The sequence below is a fragment of the Micromonospora sp. NPDC023814 genome, from assembly GCF_040639595.1.
Classification (GTDB): Bacteria; Actinomycetota; Actinomycetes; order Mycobacteriales; family Micromonosporaceae; genus Micromonospora.
On sequence record NZ_JBFAAF010000049.1, the window covers coordinates 45,311 to 60,288 of the forward strand.

15 protein-coding genes are annotated in these 14,978 nt (G+C 70.5%); 8 read left to right on the plus strand and 7 right to left on the minus strand.

The window, feature by feature from the left end:
- The first annotated feature begins 17 nt into the window (after nucleotides 1-17).
- Genes AB0G14_RS23890 through AB0G14_RS23900 form a run of 3 tightly spaced genes read left to right on the plus strand, consistent with a single transcriptional unit; the run spans nucleotide 18 to nucleotide 2,418 of the window.
- Nucleotides 18-413: a DUF4188 domain-containing protein gene (locus AB0G14_RS23890; RefSeq protein WP_357700852.1), complete on the plus strand. Its 396-nt coding sequence runs from the start codon at nucleotides 18-20 to the stop codon at nucleotides 411-413.
- Between the two features lie 11 nt (nucleotides 414-424).
- A complete protein-coding gene (locus AB0G14_RS23895) occupies nucleotides 425-1,528 on the plus strand; it encodes a hypothetical protein (protein WP_357700854.1) in 1,104 nt (367 codons plus the stop codon).
- Nucleotides 1,525-2,418 (plus strand): hypothetical protein, encoded by an 894-nt coding sequence (locus tag AB0G14_RS23900; protein ID WP_357700856.1) that lies wholly within the window; start codon nucleotides 1,525-1,527, stop codon nucleotides 2,416-2,418. Before AB0G14_RS23895 ends, AB0G14_RS23900 begins: the two co-directional genes overlap by 4 nt.
- 85 nt (nucleotides 2,419-2,503) lie before the next feature.
- Here AB0G14_RS23900 and AB0G14_RS23905 read toward each other — a convergent pair whose 3' ends face one another.
- Both AB0G14_RS23905 and AB0G14_RS23910 read right to left on the minus strand, forming a co-directional pair.
- The gene (locus AB0G14_RS23905) at nucleotides 2,504-2,872 is read right to left on the minus strand and encodes a hypothetical protein (RefSeq protein ID WP_357700858.1); all 369 of its coding nucleotides are present in this window, start codon (nucleotides 2,870-2,872) and stop codon (nucleotides 2,504-2,506) included.
- Complete coding sequence (locus tag AB0G14_RS23910) at nucleotides 2,869-4,095, minus strand: IS256 family transposase (RefSeq protein WP_357700860.1); 1,227 nt, start codon at nucleotides 4,093-4,095, stop codon at nucleotides 2,869-2,871. Before AB0G14_RS23910 ends, AB0G14_RS23905 begins: the two co-directional genes overlap by 4 nt.
- 291 nt (nucleotides 4,096-4,386) lie before the next feature.
- On the opposite strand from AB0G14_RS23910, the gene AB0G14_RS23915 reads away from it, so the two are divergent.
- Nucleotides 4,387-4,851 carry a hypothetical protein gene (locus tag AB0G14_RS23915; RefSeq protein ID WP_357700862.1) on the plus strand — a complete coding sequence of 155 codons (465 nt, stop codon included), beginning with the start codon at nucleotides 4,387-4,389 and terminating at the stop codon, nucleotides 4,849-4,851.
- A gap of 270 nt (nucleotides 4,852-5,121) precedes the next feature.
- Here AB0G14_RS23915 and AB0G14_RS23920 read toward each other — a convergent pair whose 3' ends face one another.
- On the minus strand, nucleotides 5,122-5,874 hold the full coding sequence (locus AB0G14_RS23920; protein ID WP_357700864.1) for a hypothetical protein: 753 nt from the start codon (nucleotides 5,872-5,874) through the stop codon (nucleotides 5,122-5,124).
- Between the two features lie 688 nt (nucleotides 5,875-6,562).
- On the opposite strand from AB0G14_RS23920, the gene AB0G14_RS23925 reads away from it, so the two are divergent.
- Together AB0G14_RS23925 and AB0G14_RS23930 are read left to right on the plus strand one after the other, a co-directional pair.
- Nucleotides 6,563-7,822, plus strand: a complete 1,260-nt coding sequence (locus AB0G14_RS23925; RefSeq protein WP_357700866.1) for a hypothetical protein — start codon at nucleotides 6,563-6,565, stop codon at nucleotides 7,820-7,822.
- Nucleotides 7,823-7,971: 149 nt separating this feature from the next.
- On the plus strand, nucleotides 7,972-9,675 hold the full coding sequence (locus tag AB0G14_RS23930) for a VWA domain-containing protein (protein WP_357700868.1): 1,704 nt from the start codon (nucleotides 7,972-7,974) through the stop codon (nucleotides 9,673-9,675).
- Nucleotides 9,676-9,687: 12 nt separating this feature from the next.
- On the opposite strand, the gene AB0G14_RS23935 is transcribed toward AB0G14_RS23930, so the two are convergent.
- The 4 genes from AB0G14_RS23935 to AB0G14_RS23950 all read right to left on the minus strand — a co-directional run bounded on the left by AB0G14_RS23935 (nucleotide 9,688) and on the right by AB0G14_RS23950 (nucleotide 12,918).
- Nucleotides 9,688-10,080 (minus strand): PAAR domain-containing protein, encoded by a 393-nt coding sequence (locus tag AB0G14_RS23935; protein ID WP_357700870.1) that lies wholly within the window; start codon nucleotides 10,078-10,080, stop codon nucleotides 9,688-9,690.
- Between the two features lie 46 nt (nucleotides 10,081-10,126).
- A complete protein-coding gene (locus tag AB0G14_RS23940) occupies nucleotides 10,127-10,813 on the minus strand; it encodes a LuxR C-terminal-related transcriptional regulator (RefSeq protein ID WP_357700872.1) in 687 nt (228 codons plus the stop codon).
- A complete protein-coding gene (locus tag AB0G14_RS23945; RefSeq protein WP_357700874.1) occupies nucleotides 10,810-12,159 on the minus strand; it encodes a hypothetical protein in 1,350 nt (449 codons plus the stop codon). Before AB0G14_RS23945 ends, AB0G14_RS23940 begins: the two co-directional genes overlap by 4 nt.
- Nucleotides 12,160-12,309: 150 nt before the next feature.
- Nucleotides 12,310-12,918, minus strand: a complete 609-nt coding sequence (locus AB0G14_RS23950; RefSeq protein WP_357700876.1) for a Pvc16 family protein — start codon at nucleotides 12,916-12,918, stop codon at nucleotides 12,310-12,312.
- Nucleotides 12,919-13,096: 178 nt separating this feature from the next.
- Here AB0G14_RS23950 and AB0G14_RS23955 point away from each other — a divergent pair, with 178 nt between their 5' ends.
- Together AB0G14_RS23955 and AB0G14_RS23960 are read left to right on the plus strand one after the other, a co-directional pair.
- Nucleotides 13,097-14,659: a phage tail sheath subtilisin-like domain-containing protein gene (locus AB0G14_RS23955; protein ID WP_357700878.1), complete on the plus strand. Its 1,563-nt coding sequence runs from the start codon at nucleotides 13,097-13,099 to the stop codon at nucleotides 14,657-14,659.
- A 33-nt stretch (nucleotides 14,660-14,692) separates the two neighbouring features.
- The gene (locus AB0G14_RS23960) at nucleotides 14,693-14,890 is read left to right on the plus strand and encodes a hypothetical protein (protein WP_357700880.1); all 198 of its coding nucleotides are present in this window, start codon (nucleotides 14,693-14,695) and stop codon (nucleotides 14,888-14,890) included.
- Nucleotides 14,891-14,978 lie beyond the last annotated feature (88 nt).

The following is a 14,978-nucleotide window of genomic DNA, read 5'->3' on the forward strand; positions in this document are numbered from 1 at the left end:
TTGGTCGAGCGACCGCCATGTTCGTCGGCGCCACCCGATACCGAGGGCCACGCTCGATCCTCACCCTCACCCGCACCTGGTTCAAAATGGTCAAGCAGATGAAACGCATGGACGGATACCGGTGGCATACCGTGTACTACCAGTTCCCGTTCACGCTTGGCACCATCGCCTTCTTCAGCGACCGTGACGCGCTGCTGAAGTTCGCCCGCAGCCGCCACCACCGCGACCTCATGTGCTGGGTGACCGACCACGGCACGCGGAACGCGACCGGCGGCTACATCCGGCTGTACAACGCCGAGCCCGAGGGCTACACCAACGGCGTCTGGCGTGCCGAGGCCGACGGCATGGCGCACATCCAGACGTTCACCCCGCTGTCCACCGAGACGGCCGGCCCGCCGGTGCACCGCGCATGAGAGTGTCCGCCGTGAAGTCACGGGCCGACCTGCGAGCGTTTGTCGACTTCCCACTTCGGCTGCACCCGACCAACCGGTACGTGCCCCTGCTGTCGTCGGTGATCGCCGCACACCGCCGCACCGCCGAACTGTTTCTGATCCGCGACGGACGCGGCGCGGTGGTCGGACGGACCAGCGTGCACCGCAGCACCGCCTTCGACGCAAAGGTCGGTCCGCGGCAACTGTTCGGGCACACCGAGTTCGTCGACGACGACGCCGTTTTCGCCGCCATCATGGACACGGTTGAGGCCAGGGCCGACGGCCGGCCGCTGTTCGGACCGGTCGCGCTGCTGCCCAACCAGACCGGCGGGGTGATCACCTCCGGCTTCGCCGAGCGTGGCTTCGTGGACTCAGCCTGGAACCCCGCCTACTACCCGGTGATGTATGAGCGGCACGGCTTCCAGCGCCGCTTCGAGGCCGACACCTGGCTGGTCGACCTTGACAGCCGGGACTCCGGGGCCGGCTCGATCCCCGCTGGCGCTCCAGTCGGCACCGACCGTGACTACGGGTTTACCTTTGACGACACCCGAATCCCCGCGGAGCGGCTCATCATCCGGCACGGCTCGCGGCGGCAATTCCGCGAGCAGCTGCCGATTCTGCGGCAGCTACTCAACGCCAGCTTCGCGCAGCTCGGTTACTACACCGAGATCTCCACCGAGCAACTGGCGGAGCAGACCGACGGCCTCGCTTACCTGCTCGACGAGGCGTTGCTGCTCTGGCTGGAGAAGGCCGGCCGGCCAATCGCGTTCGTGGTGACCGTGCCGGACATCTCCGAGTTTCTCATGAAGGTCGGTGGCCGGCTCGGCGTACTCAATCAGCTTCGCCTGCTAGCGACGCGCGGCCGGTACCGGCGCGACGCAGTGCTCATCATCAAGGGCACCGTGCCCGAGGAACAGGGCAAGGGGTACCTGACGCTGCTGTCCCGGGAGTTGCACCGCAACCTCGCTGCCGGCGGGTACCGGACACTGCGTAGCACCTTCGTCGAGCGGGAGAACGCCGCCTCGGCCGCCCAGTACCGGCGGGCCGGCGGGCGGCCACTGCACGGGTACACGTTCTACGAGAAGCGGTCAGCATGACGTGGGTCGAGCAGTTACGGGCGCACGAGGCGACCTGCCGCAGGGCGCCGAGCGCACACAACACGCAGCCATGGCTGCCCGAATACCACGCCGACGAGATCGTCATCAACGTCGATCAGTCCCGGTCCTTGCCGGACTCTGACCCGACCGGACGGGACCTCGGCCTCGGAATCGGCGCGTTCGTCGAGACGTGCCTCATCGTCGCCGCCGATCTCGGCCTCAACGTCACCGCGGCGCCCGGCCCCCGCCTGGTCGCCGCGCCGCACAGGTACCCAACCCCGTTCACGATCGTGGACATCGAATCCCGCCGGGTCGCCCGTGGCCGGTACGCGACCGGGCCCGTCAACCCGGCCGTGCTCGCCGACCTCGAACCCGGCCTCGTCCACCTTCCCGCCCGGGATCTCGCGCGCGAACTGGTGGTCGCCGACCGCTGGCTGTTCGGCACCCCGGCCGTCGCGGCCGAGCTACGCGACTGGCTGCGCCTCGACCCACGCCATCCGCGCTACCACCTCGACGGACTCACCGACCGGGCTCTCGTCCTGTCCCGGTTTGAAGCGCGGTTCCTGGCCGCCTCGCTGCGCGCGTACCCCGTCACCCGCCGGTTGGGCCTCGCGGCGCTGCTGGCCGTCAGCGGCCGGAGCCTGCTGCGGTACGACGGCAGCATCCTGGTCATGCTGGCGGACGGCGACGATCACATCGCTGCGGGACGCCGTCTCCTGCGCACGTGGCTGGCCCTCGCCAGGCACGGCTTGGCGGTCCACCCGCTCAGCCAGCTCATCGACTGCCCGGTGACCGCCGCCCGGCTCGCGGAACGGGTGGGTGGCAAGCCGCTCGCCTTGTTCCGGGTCGGTCGGCCCCTCGCCGCGCCGACCCGCTCGGCCCGGCTCTAGTGCTTTTCTTCTTCTTCTTCTTCTTCTTTCTCCAGCGGTCGCGTTCCGTGGAGTGGTGTAGAGCCGTGAGTCTCTGCTCGTCCGTTCAGTGTGGGTGTTGGCTTGGGGTTTTACCAGTCATGAGCTGGTGAGCCTGGGTTGCGGCGTGGGTGACTTCATGCCATTTGGGGTGGGCGAGGTAGTCGTCGTCGGGGGCGGTGGGTCCGAGTTCGTCGAGGATGGCGGTCAGGGGTTCGAGTGTTGCGGTGATCGCGTTGGCCTCGTTGGTGCTGGCGAGGATGGTGCCGATGTCGTGGCGGGGATGGCGCTGGTCCCAGAAGGTGTCGTCGATGAGCCAGTGGACGGCTTCGGTCAGGCCGGGCCAGGACGTGGTCTGGTGTGGGCGCAGGGTCGCGAGGATGGACAGGGCGTTGGTGATGTCGGCTCTGCGGTCGGGCCAGGCGATGGTGGTCATGCGGCTGCCAGTTCGGTTGTCGCGGTGGTCGGGGTTGGTGGTGTGGTGATCGATGCCATGGTGCCTTCGGCGAGGTAGCGGCGGTCGCCGGTCTGCCATTCGTCGTGGGCTTCGACGAGGACGGCGCCGGCGAGGCGGAGCAGGGCTTCGGGGTTGGGGAACCCGCCGACGATGTCAGTGCGGCGTTTGATCTCCTTGTTGAGCCGTTCCAGGGGGTTGGTCGACCAGATCTTCTTCCAGTGCGGCACGGGAAAGGTGGTGAAGGCGAGGAGGTCGTCGGCGGCGTCGCGGAGCATGGTCTCGACCTTGGGTAGTTGTCGGCCGAGCATGCCGGCGATGACGTCGAGTTGCTCGCGGACGTGGGTGGCGTCGGGTTGGGCGAAGATGGTGCGGATCGCGGCGGCGGCCATCTCCGCGTTGCCCTTCGGGACCTGCGCCAGCACGTTACGCAGGAAATGCACCCGACACCTCTGCCAGGCCGTGCCGATGAACACCGCGGCGATGGCCTGCTTGAGGCCGGTGTGGGCGTCGGAGATCACCAGCTGCACCCCGCCCAAGCCGCGAGCCTTGAGGCTGCGCAGGAAGGCGGTCCAGAAGGCGCCGTCCTCGCTGTCCCCGACGGCGAAGCCGAGGACTTCCCGCCACCCGTCGGCGCGGACTCCGGTGGCCACGACGATGGCCTGGGACACCACCCTGCGGTCGACACGGGCCTTGCAGTACGTCGCGTGGAGGAACACGTACGGGAACGCCGCCGTGGCCAGGGACCGGTCCCGAAACGCCGAGACCTCCTCATCCAGGTCGGCGCAGATCCGTGACACCTCGGACTTGGAGATCCCCGAGTCGGCGCCCAACGCCTTTACGAGGTCGTCAACCTTGCGGGTGGACACGCCGTGCAGGTAGGCCTCCATCACCACCGCGAACAACGCCTGATCCACCCGCCGGCGCCGTTCCAGGAGGCTGGGGAAGAACGACCCGGTGCGCAGCTTCGGGATCCGTAGTTCCAGGTCCCCGGCGGTCGTGGTCAACGTGCGGGACCGGTGGCCGTTGCGCTGCGCCAACCGGGCCTGGCTGCGCTTGTGTGGGGCCGCGCCGATCACCGCGGTCAACTCCGCTTCGATCAACGCCTGGTAGATCGTCTCCGCGGCCTGCCGGACACGATCGTTCACGTCGGCGGCCTTGAGTGCGTCCAGTACGTCCAACAAGGCAGACTGGTCCAGGGTCATCGCGTACTCCGTTCTCTGCGTGTTCTTGGTTGTTCACACAGAGACTCACGCGATGACCCGCCTCTATCTCGGCGGCACGCCGTAGCAGGTCAGCTCCTACACCACTCCCCGGGACGTGACCGCTCCAAGCCGTACCTGATGAAGTTGGAGTCTTCGCTGGTAGTGGGGTGTTTTGGCGCGGTGCTGGTGTCGGCGTCGCCATCGTGACCATCGATGTATGTGGTCGAAGGGTCGGATGGCCGCGAAGCTGGTGCTCGAGCGATGTCATATCCCTGTGGTGGAGTGCTTGCCATGGGCGTGCTGTATGACTACTTCAGGGCAAAGGATGACGCTGCGGCTGTCAGGCTGATGGAGGATCTCGGTGGCGGGCCGGTCGTTGTCAGCAGCGACGGCGCAACTGTCGATGCGATTGACCTTAAGGGCATCGAGCCGGCAGTGACCCTCGGCAAGCTCGTGAGTTTCGTTCGCGGAGTCAGTTGGCGAGTGAACCTGGTCGATCTCAAGCTGCTGTGGAGCGGGGACGAAAGGGAAGGGCCGTGGCTGATGTCGCTCGACCGCGCCACGCGGGACACCCTCGCCTCGATCAACGACACGCGACTGCTTGAGTTGTCGGCGCGATGGGGACGGATCGAGGAGTTGGCGTGGGCAGGTCCGTTGCCTGACGACCAGATGCTGCCTGTCATCGAGGAGATCGCCGCCCTTGCCCAGCGTGCACGAGACGCGGGCGAGGCTGTGTATTGCTGGTGCTGCCTGTGACTCATGCAAGGGTGTCGATCGCCCGATGCCGTCCGGCGCCGTACGAGTCGAACACGCAGCCGTGAACGATGGGAGATGCTCTCGCTGACATCGGCTCACGCCGCTGTCGTCGCGTTGGCCGTGCCGGGCACAGCGGGTCGGCGTGCCGATGGTGTGCATTGGCTGAATTGAGCGTGTGCGTCTGCTCGTTGGGATGAGGCCGGCTGCTACACGAGGTGCGGCCTGATATCGACCCAGTGGCGTTGCCGCAAGCGTTGCAATCGGTCTGTGCTACTCGTACTCCTGCCCGCACCGGGCCAGTTCCGCGAGATCGGCCCAGCCGAGGGAGCCGATGGTGTGCTCGCCCGGCTCCGGTTCGTTCACCAACGGCACGACGGGGCCAGGAACTGGTTTCCGTAGGCCGTCGTCTTCGCTCCAGCCGCCCAGTGCTCCGGCCATTCCGCATTCCAGGTACGCCTGCGGATCAAAGTTGTACCAACGGAGATCCGTGGCTCGCACGCATCCTGCCGCCCGGGGGACGTCAACACCGAACCGGGCGTACTCGTCCAGCGGTCCCTGGTCGGCGAAGTCGGCCAGGTCCGCGATCTGAGACAGCACGACGGCTTCCCAGTCGGCATGCGACGTCGGCTCGTCCGTGTAGCGAAACGAGGCGGAACGCCACGAGGCCTGCAGCGGCGCCGGCTCGACCGTGCCCGCCGCCACGACCATCGCGGCAACCGTGTCCAGGTCCAGCGAGACCCGACCCGACAGCGGCCGGGCAACCCGCCACCACGAACGCAGGAACACGTCCAAACTGCGTGCGGCCGCGTTCATGCATTCGCCTTCCCGGACAAGGCGCTGGTAAAGGTCGCGGTTTGTGCGGCAGGCCGGTCCGGGTGGCCCGTCGATCCAGTAGGTCTGCTTGTGCACCACACCGGACTCCAGCGCCAGGACCTCAGCCAGTGCCTCAACCCGGTCAGCGAAGGTGCCCATCCGGACTCGGTTGCCGTTGTCGTCCTGCCGCCAGAGCTCCCACACCGCCACAGCAACACCGTAGTCGTGGCACTCTTCCGGCGAACAGCCACATCCGCTCTTGCCGCCGACCGTGCGCGCTGTGTCTCGGCGCGCCGGTCACCGAGTAAACGTCACCCTCGAAGGCCCGGCTCGTTGCGCTGGGGCTTCCCCCACCCCTCGTGTCGTTGGCGGTGCATGTGCAAGTTTGCCCGGTTAGTCCGGCGCGAACAGCGGTCCGGGGATCACGGCGGCGAAGGCGAGGCGACGTGGTCGTAGTAGTGCAGCGACCATGCGGCCGTCGCCTGCCGCCTCGGTGCAGCATGCGTGCAGAGCGCCAGCGGCGCGCTGACCACGATGCAGACGCTGGCGACGGGTAGGACGCCCTCGGCCCAGGAGCCGTGAGCCGACGGCAGCTGCCCCGCCAGGACCCTGCGGCAGCCGAGACGGCGCGGCGGACCGGTAGCGTTGCCGGGCTCGGCTCGGTCCCGCATTCTCACCAATCGCGATGTCGCCGCGCTGGCCAGGGGTCTCGGTGGGGGCCGTGTCTAACGGCCCAAAGCCGCGCTCGGTCGGCGGCAGAGCCGCGCAGGGCGCCGCGGCCCGCGGTGCCCGGTGAGGCAGTACGGACTGCCCCAAAGACCGCCGACCGCGCGTGTCGGTGAGGCCACCGCTGCGCCATGGTGACCGCGTCGACTGTCGCCGAGCGAGAAGAGCGGTCATGACCTGGCGAGAGACCTACTGGCACGACGCTGCCTCCGACCCCGCGTACTTCGCTGCCGTGGAGTTCGCCACCGTCCTGGATGGTGACTACGGCACGCGGATGTTCGGCCGATGGGTCGAGGAACGCTACCCGTACTCGCACGAGCTGTTCCGCGCCGTGGAGTACCTGCTGGTCACCAACGCCTACGCCGAGGACGTCGCGGAGACGATGGAGATCCTCCACCGACGCCTGCCCCGCCCGTGGGACGATCCGGCGATGCTCACCGCCCTGGAGCGGACCGCCGCCCGGTTCCCGCACGTGCCCACGCAGGTCCGCGACGACCACGACGTCATGGTGCTCGCCGACGCGCTCTCGGCCGACATCGACACGTTTCGGCTGTGGCGGGAGGAAATCCAGCAGGCCGCCGTCGCGCTGCTGCGCGACGGCGGGGTGATGGACGCCTTCCTCGACGACTGCGTGCTGCTCGCCCACGAGGCGAAGGAGCACCAGGCGGTGCAGGCCCTGGAGAAGGGCAAGGAACGGGTCGACGACCCGCTCCACATCCCGAGCCACGCCCAGGGCCACCAGGGCCACCATGGCCACGAGGAGAGCGACGACACCGGGCACGTCCGCGGCGACGAGGGGACGGTCACCGTCGTCCGGAAGCCGGGCGTGTCGTTCAGCGAGCCCGCCGAGGTCGCGGCGAGGCGGTATCCCTGGTTGTCCTACCCCTTCCGGCTCGGGGTGGCCTTCACCCTGAACCCCGAGGCCAACTCCCACCTGCCCGAGACGTTCGGCTGGGACGAGGCGCAGGTCCACCTCGGCCGTTGGGGGGTCGACCTCGACGAACTCGTCGAGCGGATCGAGCAGGCCATGGGCAACCGCTTCGCGCGGATGTACCGGGACGAGCGGATGGTGGTCTCGATCATCGGCGAGAGCGTGGACGTGACGGTGACCATCGACTCGGCGCTCAACGCCCACAACACCGGGATCATCGCCACCCTCGACAGTGACGGCGCGTACACGCACTACGTCCAGTTCAAGGACCTGGTGATGTTCTACGTCGACGAGAACGACATGTATACGCCGATCTACAACGTGCTGAAGACGTTCGGCGACCTGTGGGTCGGCGGCGATGCGGAGAGCTACGTGGTGCGGCACGGCAAGGGCCGTAAGGCGTACTTCACCGTCACCCCGGTCAAGGCGAGCCACCAGGCCAGCCTGGTCGCGGTGGTCCGGCGCTGCTCGGACGGCATGACGGTCAAGGTTCTGTCCTGACCCGACGCGGCCGGCCGGCAACCAGGTGCGCCGGCCGGTTCGAGGGAAGCGGGTGCGGTCGGCGTTGCCCGTAGGTGCAGGAAGGTGTGCACCCAGGTCTGTCCGCCGACCCGCTGCGCGGCGTAGGCCCGGCCGGCTTCAATGCCGGCATGGCCGCATTCGCCTCCCGCTCACTGCGCACCGCGTCGGCGCTGGCCGTCATGGCAATCCTGGTGGCCAGCGCTCCGCCGGCCGGGCACGCCGCGTTTCTCGCGGCACCGGCCACGGGCGGCGGAGCGGAGTTCCGGATCAGCGTCGCGGACGCCGCCGCACCGGCCGCCGTCCCGCCGGGCGGTGGCCTGACCGACACGACGATCGGGTTGACCCCCGGCGGGTCGGCGACGCTCACCCGCACAGTCACCACGGCCACCGTGCCGCCCCGCCCCGACGTGGTGCTGCTGGCCGACACCACCGGCAGCATGGGCGGGGCGCTGGAGGACGTCAAGACCAACGCCCGCCGGATCGTCGCGGACATCAGCGCCGTACAGCCGGACGCCCGGTTCGCCGTCGCCGAGTACCGCGACGGCGGCGACGAGTACGCCTTCCGCGTCAACCAGGACCTGACCGCCGACCCCGCCGCCGTGCAGGAGGCGGTGAACACCTGGACCGCGGCCGGTGGCGGGGACACCCCGGAGGCGAACCTGCACGCGATGTCCCGGGTCGCCGCCGGCGCGGTCGCCCTCCGCACCGACAGCAGCCCGATCCTGGTGATCTTCGGTGACGCGCCGTCGCACGATCCGAGCCTCGGCCACGACCTCGCCGGTACGATCACCGCGCTCACCGCCCGGGGCATCCGGGTGGTGGCGGTCGACGTCACCGCGTCCCCGCTCTCCAGCCTCGACCAGACCGGTCAGTTCACCGAAATCACCGCTCGCACCGACGGGGTGCTGCTCAGGGCGGCCTCCGCCGGTGAGGTCTCCACCGCGATCCTTGCCGGCATCCGGGCGATCCCGTCCACCGTCACTGTCCGCGTCTCCGACTGCGACCCGCAGCTCAGCGCCGACGTCACGCCCGGCGAGCGGACCGTCGACAGCGGCGGCAGCGTCGACGTCACGCTCACGGTCCGGGTCGACCCGAAGGCCCGCAACGGCGAGTACGCCTGCCGGCTCACGGTCACCGTGGACGGGATCGTCCACGGCACGGGGGAGCGGCTGGCGGTGACCGTGACCGGGGCCGCCCCCGACGTGCCGGTGCTGCACTCCGACACGACCCTGCTCGACCTCGGTGAGGCGTCTCTCGGGGTGGCCGCCCCGACCCGCCGGGTACTCCTGAGCAACGCCGGGGACTACCCGCTCAGCGTAGCCGCCACGCTCGGCCCGCAGCCGTACCCGGCGGCCTTCGCGGTCAGCGGGAACGGGTGCGGCCCGGTGCTCGCCGCCGGCAGTTCCTGCGTGCTGGACGTCGCGGCGACCCCGCGCGTCATCGGGGCAGCCAGCACGGTGCTCACCCTGGCCAGTTCCACCGACACCGGGGGACGGGCGGCGCAGTCGCTGACCCTGCGCGTCTTCGGCCGCAGCCCGAGCCTGACGTTCAACCCGGGGGTCGGCCGGCCCGGTCAGGTGGTGACCGGCATCGGCCGAGACTTCCCACCGGGCGCGACGGTCTCGCTGGCCTGGGCTGACGGCACCGGGGCGGTGACCGTGGCGGCGGACGCCTCCGGCCGGTTCGCCGTACCGATGATGGTCTTCGCCGACGGAACGGCCGGTCCCCGCACGGCGGTCGCGGCGGTGCCGACGGTCGGGACGGTGACCAGCGGGACGTTCCTCGTGCAGTCCCCGACGGCGCAGCCGGGCGTGTTCACCCGGCGTCGCTGACCTTCGGTGCCATCAGCCGACGAGCACCTGACCGGTGGCGACGATGGTGCCGTTCGGCGCGGGCGCGGGATCGTTGCAGGTGTTGACCTTGTCACCGTGCCAGGCGACGGGCTTGCCGTTGACCAGCACCAGCGGGCTGCCGGCGAGGACGGTGCCCTGATTGGTCGGCGGGACCTGGAACGGTCCGCCGGTGGGCACGTGCGGAGGCGCGTTCACCGCCCCGCTGCCCACCACGGCGGCCGGCTTCCCCTCGATCAGCACGTCGGTGCTGCACCCGGTGGTGATCGTGCCGGTGAAGGGCATCGGGGTCGGGGTCGGCACCGGCCCCACCGGCGAGGGGAGCATGACGATGTGCGTGTCGGTGCCGACCACCTTGTCGCCGAACTTCGCCGCGGGTACGCCCACGTCGCCGCTCCTTCCTTACTTCCGCCGACCGGGAACGGTCGGACGTTCAGATCAGACCCTCGCGGATGGCGTGCGCGACCGCCTGGGTCCGGTTGCGGACGCCGAGCTGGACGGTGATCTCGTGCACGATGTTCTTGATGCTGCGTTCCGAGTAGGACAGGTCCCGGGCGATCGTGGCGGTGTCCGCCCCGGCGGCGATCATCCGCAGCACGGCGAGCTGCCGTGGCGACAGGGGCAGGATGGTCAGACCCCGGGGGGCCAGCAGCTGGCGCTGGGCGCGTCCCACCCGGGTCAGCAGGGAGCTGAGCAGATCGGTGGGGAGCCGCGCCTCACCTCGGGCGGCGGCCCGCACCACCTCGCGCAGCAGCGACGCGGTGCTCTCCGCGCGTCGGACCATGCTCAGCCCGCCTGCCTCGATGGCCTGGAGCCCCGCCGTGTCGTCGAGCTGTCCCACGACCAGTACCGGCCGGGGTGCCGGTCCGGGCGCGGCGGCCAGCGCGTCGAGCTGGGCCAGCAGCCAGTCGTCCACGGTGTCCCCGACGAGCACCAGCACGTCCGCCGTCGCGTCGTCCCCGGCCACCACCACGGGGCGGACCCCGGCCGGGTCCCCGCCGCCCGGATCGGCGCCGAGCTGGGCGATCACCCCGGCCTGGGAGATCGGGTCGCGGGCGCGGACCGCGGTGCGTACGGGAGTGAGGTCGGTGGCCCCGCCGGACTTCGGCCGGGCGCTCATCGGGCGGCGCCGGGGCTGGCGGACGCGCTGGTCGCCGGTGCGACCGGCACCAGTTGGCCGGCGAAGTACGCCGCCGGGGTGCACGGTGTGTTGCCCGGGTTGGTGCACCGGACGGCCACCGTGACCGGCTGGTCGGCGGAGAACTTCAACGGCTGTACGAAGTGGTAGTCCAGGTCGCGGAAGTTGTTCAGGCCGGTCTCCAGCAGCACGGTGTCACCCCGCCGCACCTGGAGCACGCCCGCGTCGCCGTGCGGGTTCTGCAGTACGACGTCGGTCACCCAGAGCACCTTCCTCGCCGCCGGCCGGTACGTCGACAGGGCGAACTCGTTCGACGTCGGGGAGGCGTTGGTGGCCACCCGGAAGTCGGCGGCGGTGTCCGGGTCGGCGTTCTCCAGTGTTCCACCCGGGCCGTTCCCCGTGCCGGCCGTCGGGCTCGGCGGTGCGCTCGGCTTCGGCGAGGCGGAACCCCCGGTCACCGCCTGTTCGGCCTTCTCGGCGGTCTGCGCCGCCTCGCTGGCCTGCGTCCTGACCTCGGCGACCTCCTCGCTCAACTCCTGGTTGAGTTGCTGGGTCCGCACCTGCGCAGCCTCCTTGGCGGTGGACTGCACGGTGGGTTTGAGCACTGCGAACCAGAGCGCCACCACCGCCACGACCACCGCGACGGCGACCAGCGCCACCCGGGGCGACCAGGCGGGCAGCACCGCCCGTTGCACCAGCAGCCCGTCGCAGGTGATCGGCTCGGTCTCGGGCCGGGTGACGGCCACCTGGAAGGGCAGGCTGCGGTCGGGGCCGAGCAGGAACCGCTTCTTCGGGCGTACCCGCAGCTTGACGAAGGTGGCGGTGCCCGGACGCAGCACCGGCGCGGCGGGCCGGGCCCGGAAGCCGAGCAGCAGGTCCGGGTCGGTGGGCAGCACCTCGACGGTGGTCTCGCTGTTGCCGGTGTTGTCCACGACCAGCTGGTGGGCCCCGGTCCGACGGGCCCGGGAGGTCCGGGGCACCAGCTCGGCAGCGAGCTCCACGAAGGGCAGGACGGTGACCCGGCCCTCCTCGACCACCGAGCCGTCCGGGTCCTCCCGGCCCCGGACCCGTACCCCGAAGTCGAGGTCGCCGGCCGGGACGGTGGCCGACCGGGGCGGTCGGAAGGTGACCCGGGCCTCCTCCTCGGCGCCGGGCAGCAGGTTCATCGTCGGTGGCTCGACCTGGGCCCAGGAGCCAGCGTCGCCGACCACGTCGAGGGTGAAGTGGTCGACGACAGAGGCGGTGTTGCGCACCCGTACGGTGCAGCCGACCTCGTCGCCGGGCGCGACGGTCAGCTCGGTCTCGGCAAGTCCCACAGCGGCGCTCATGCCGCGCAGTCTCGCCGCGCGACGGGTGCCGGCAGTACCGCGATCGAGGAACACCAACGGGCAGCCGTCGTTACCTCATCGGGCAACCCGCTGGCCCGGCCCGTGTCGGGTCGCCGGTTCGGACCGGGCCCACCCCGATCCGCTCGGCGCTCAGCCGAGTTCGCTGATCCGTCCGGGGCGGCGTGTGGTGCGGGCCCCGGAGGCGCCGCCGTGCCGTTCGGCGCTGACGCTCACCTCGCGCGGTGCCGGCGCCAGATCGGTCGTCGCCTCCGGCACGTAGGGGACGAGCAGTTGCAGGTGCAGGCCGGTGCGGGCGGCGCCGCCGCGTGGCAGCCACGCCGACCCGGCGTCCCCCTCGCGGCGGGGAGCGCTGCGCACCACCACGGACTGGTTCGCCCGCGTCAGGGCCCCGACGAGGAAACGGACGGGCAGCGCGGTGCAACCCGCGCAGCCGACCAGCAGGTCGCCGAGGAGACGGTGTTCCCGCTCGGTGTCCGGTCCCCAGGCGGTGAGCAGGTAGCTGAACCGGTAGCGCCGCCCCGGCGGGCGGCGCCCGGTCACCTGGCCGGTGGCGTCGCGCAGGTCGTCCCAGCTGGCGGAGACGGCATTGGAGTCCTCCTCCACGTCGAGCAGGAAGGCCGAGACCCGCTCGCCGGCCAGCTGCGCGCAGCGGTCCGGCGGGTCGAAGACCACGGGCACCCCCGGCGGCAGGTAGCTGCCCAGCCAGGCCCGGACCGACAGGTCGACATCCCAGATCACCCACCCACCCTGCCGGTCGCCGGGGCGACCCTGCACTCGGCGGCCGGGCAGGCCGATGGGGCGGATCCGTTGCCCTTCGGGGCAGTGCGGCCTGCCCCCGTGGCGGTCCGGCGGGCAACGGATCCGGCCCGGCGCCGTTGGCATGCTCGCCGCAACACACCGTCGTACAGGAGGTTCGATGCCGACGTATCTGTCGCCGGGCGTCTACGTGGAGGAGGTGTCCTCCGGGTCGAGGCCGATCGAGGCGGTCGGGACCGCCGTCGCCGCGTTCGTCGGCTTCGCCGAGAGGGGGCCGGTCAACGAGCCCACCCTGATCACCAACTGGTCGCAGTACACCCGCACCTTCGGCGGGTTCGTTGCCGGGGCGTTCCTGCCCCTGTCGGTCTACGGATACTTCCTCAACGGCGGCGGTTCCGCGTACGTCGTCCGGGTGGGTGGCTCCGACGGCGACGCCGGGGCGGCGGGCGGCGACGGGGCGTACGCCACCGCGGCGGTGCCGGCCGGCGGGGACAACGGGAAGCTCTCCTTCACCGTTCGCGCCGCCCTGCCCGGCCCGGCCGGACAGGACCTCTCGGTCGAGGTCACCGACGCCTCCGACGGCGGCGACGACACCTTCAAGCTGGTCGTGAAGCAGGCCGGCAAGCCGGTCGAGACGCTGGACAACCTGACCACCCGCCGGGGTGCCGGGAACGTGGTCACCGCCGCCAAGCAGCAGTCGAAGCTGATCCAGATCGAGGAGGCCAAGGGCGCGACGCTCGCCCCGCCCCGACGTGGTGCCGAGGTCGCTCTCGCCACCGCCGGGCTGCCGGCCACCACCACCGTCGACGGCGACCTGCGGGTGCGCGCCGAGGACTACGTCGGGGACGTCAGCGACCGGACCGGCTTCGCCGGGCTGGAGGCGATCGAGGACGTCACCATGCTCAGCGTGCCCGACCTGGCCGCCGCCCACCAGCGCGGCGTCATCGACGACGAGGCGTTCAAGGCCGTTCAGCTCGCGATGATCGCGCACTGCGAGCTGATGGGCGACCGGGTGGCCATCCTCGACCCGCCGCCCGGGCTGCACCCGCAGCGCCTCAAGGAGTGGCGGCAGGACGTCGCCGGCTACGACTCCAAGTACGCCACCCTCTACTGGCCCTGGATCAAGGTCATGGACCCGGCGCAGGGACGGGCGGTGCTCATGCCGCCGAGCGGCCACGTCGCCGGCGTGTGGGCCCGCAACGACGACACCCGGGGCGTGCACAAGGCACCGGCCAACGAGATCATCCGGGGTGCGCTCGCCCTGGAGAGCGGCCTGACCAAGGGCGAGCACGACCAGCTCAACCCGATCGGGGTCAACTGCATCCGGTCCTTCCCCGGCCAGGGCATCCGGATCTGGGGCGCCCGTACGCTCTCCAGCGACGCCGAGTGGCGCTACCTCAACGTCCGGCGGCTGTTCAACTGGATCGAGAAGTCCATCCTGCTCGGCACCAACTGGGTGGTCTTCGAGCCCAACGATCCCCGACTCTGGGACGCGGTGCGCCGGGTCATCACGATGTTCCTCCGCCGGGTGTGGCGCAGCGGCGCCCTGATGGGCGACACCTGGTCCGAGGCGTTCTTCGTCAAGTGCGACGCGGAGAACAACCCGCCGGAGAACCTCGACGCCGGGATCCTCACCGTCGACATAGGCATCGCACCGGTCAAGCCGGCCGAGTTCGTGGTGTTCCGCCTCTCCCAGCTCTCGCACGGCGCGGGCGACGACTGACCCCGAGCGACGACGTAACCAGGAAGGACGATCATGGCAGGTCAGGGTACTCAGGACCCGCGCCAGAACACCGAGATCATCAGTGCCGCCGTGTTCCGGCTGGAGGTGCCGGGCATGAACGCGGTCAACTTCGCCGAGCTGGTCGGCATCAGCAGCGAGGTGGAGAACGCCGAGTACATGGCCGCCGGTCCCACCGGGCCGATCTTCTCCCGGCACTTCGGCCGGACGTGACTGATCAGGTGGTCGTTCCGGTTGCGGGTAGCCAGGGACGGCCGGTGGCGAGTTCGGTGAGGGCGTGCATGATGTTGCGGCCGTGCGC

Coding starts and splice junctions, on each gene's coding strand:
- AB0G14_RS23890 (WP_357700852.1), top strand. CDS start 18: ATGTTCGTCGGCGCCACCCGATACCGAGGGCCACGCTCGATCCTCACC.
- AB0G14_RS23900 (WP_357700856.1), top strand. CDS start 1,525: ATGACGTGGGTCGAGCAGTTACGGGCGCACGAGGCGACCTGCCGCAGG.
- AB0G14_RS23905 (WP_357700858.1), bottom strand. CDS start 2,872: ATGACCACCATCGCCTGGCCCGACCGCAGAGCCGACATCACCAACGCC.
- AB0G14_RS23910 (WP_357700860.1), bottom strand. CDS start 4,095: ATGACCCTGGACCAGTCTGCCTTGTTGGACGTACTGGACGCACTCAAG.
- AB0G14_RS23915 (WP_357700862.1), top strand. CDS start 4,387: ATGGGCGTGCTGTATGACTACTTCAGGGCAAAGGATGACGCTGCGGCT.
- AB0G14_RS23925 (WP_357700866.1), top strand. CDS start 6,563: ATGACCTGGCGAGAGACCTACTGGCACGACGCTGCCTCCGACCCCGCG.
- AB0G14_RS23930 (WP_357700868.1), top strand. CDS start 7,972: ATGGCCGCATTCGCCTCCCGCTCACTGCGCACCGCGTCGGCGCTGGCC.
- AB0G14_RS23940 (WP_357700872.1), bottom strand. CDS start 10,813: ATGAGCGCCCGGCCGAAGTCCGGCGGGGCCACCGACCTCACTCCCGTA.
- AB0G14_RS23945 (WP_357700874.1), bottom strand. CDS start 12,159: ATGAGCGCCGCTGTGGGACTTGCCGAGACCGAGCTGACCGTCGCGCCC.
- AB0G14_RS23955 (WP_357700878.1), top strand. CDS start 13,097: ATGCCGACGTATCTGTCGCCGGGCGTCTACGTGGAGGAGGTGTCCTCC.
- AB0G14_RS23960 (WP_357700880.1), top strand. CDS start 14,693: ATGGCAGGTCAGGGTACTCAGGACCCGCGCCAGAACACCGAGATCATC.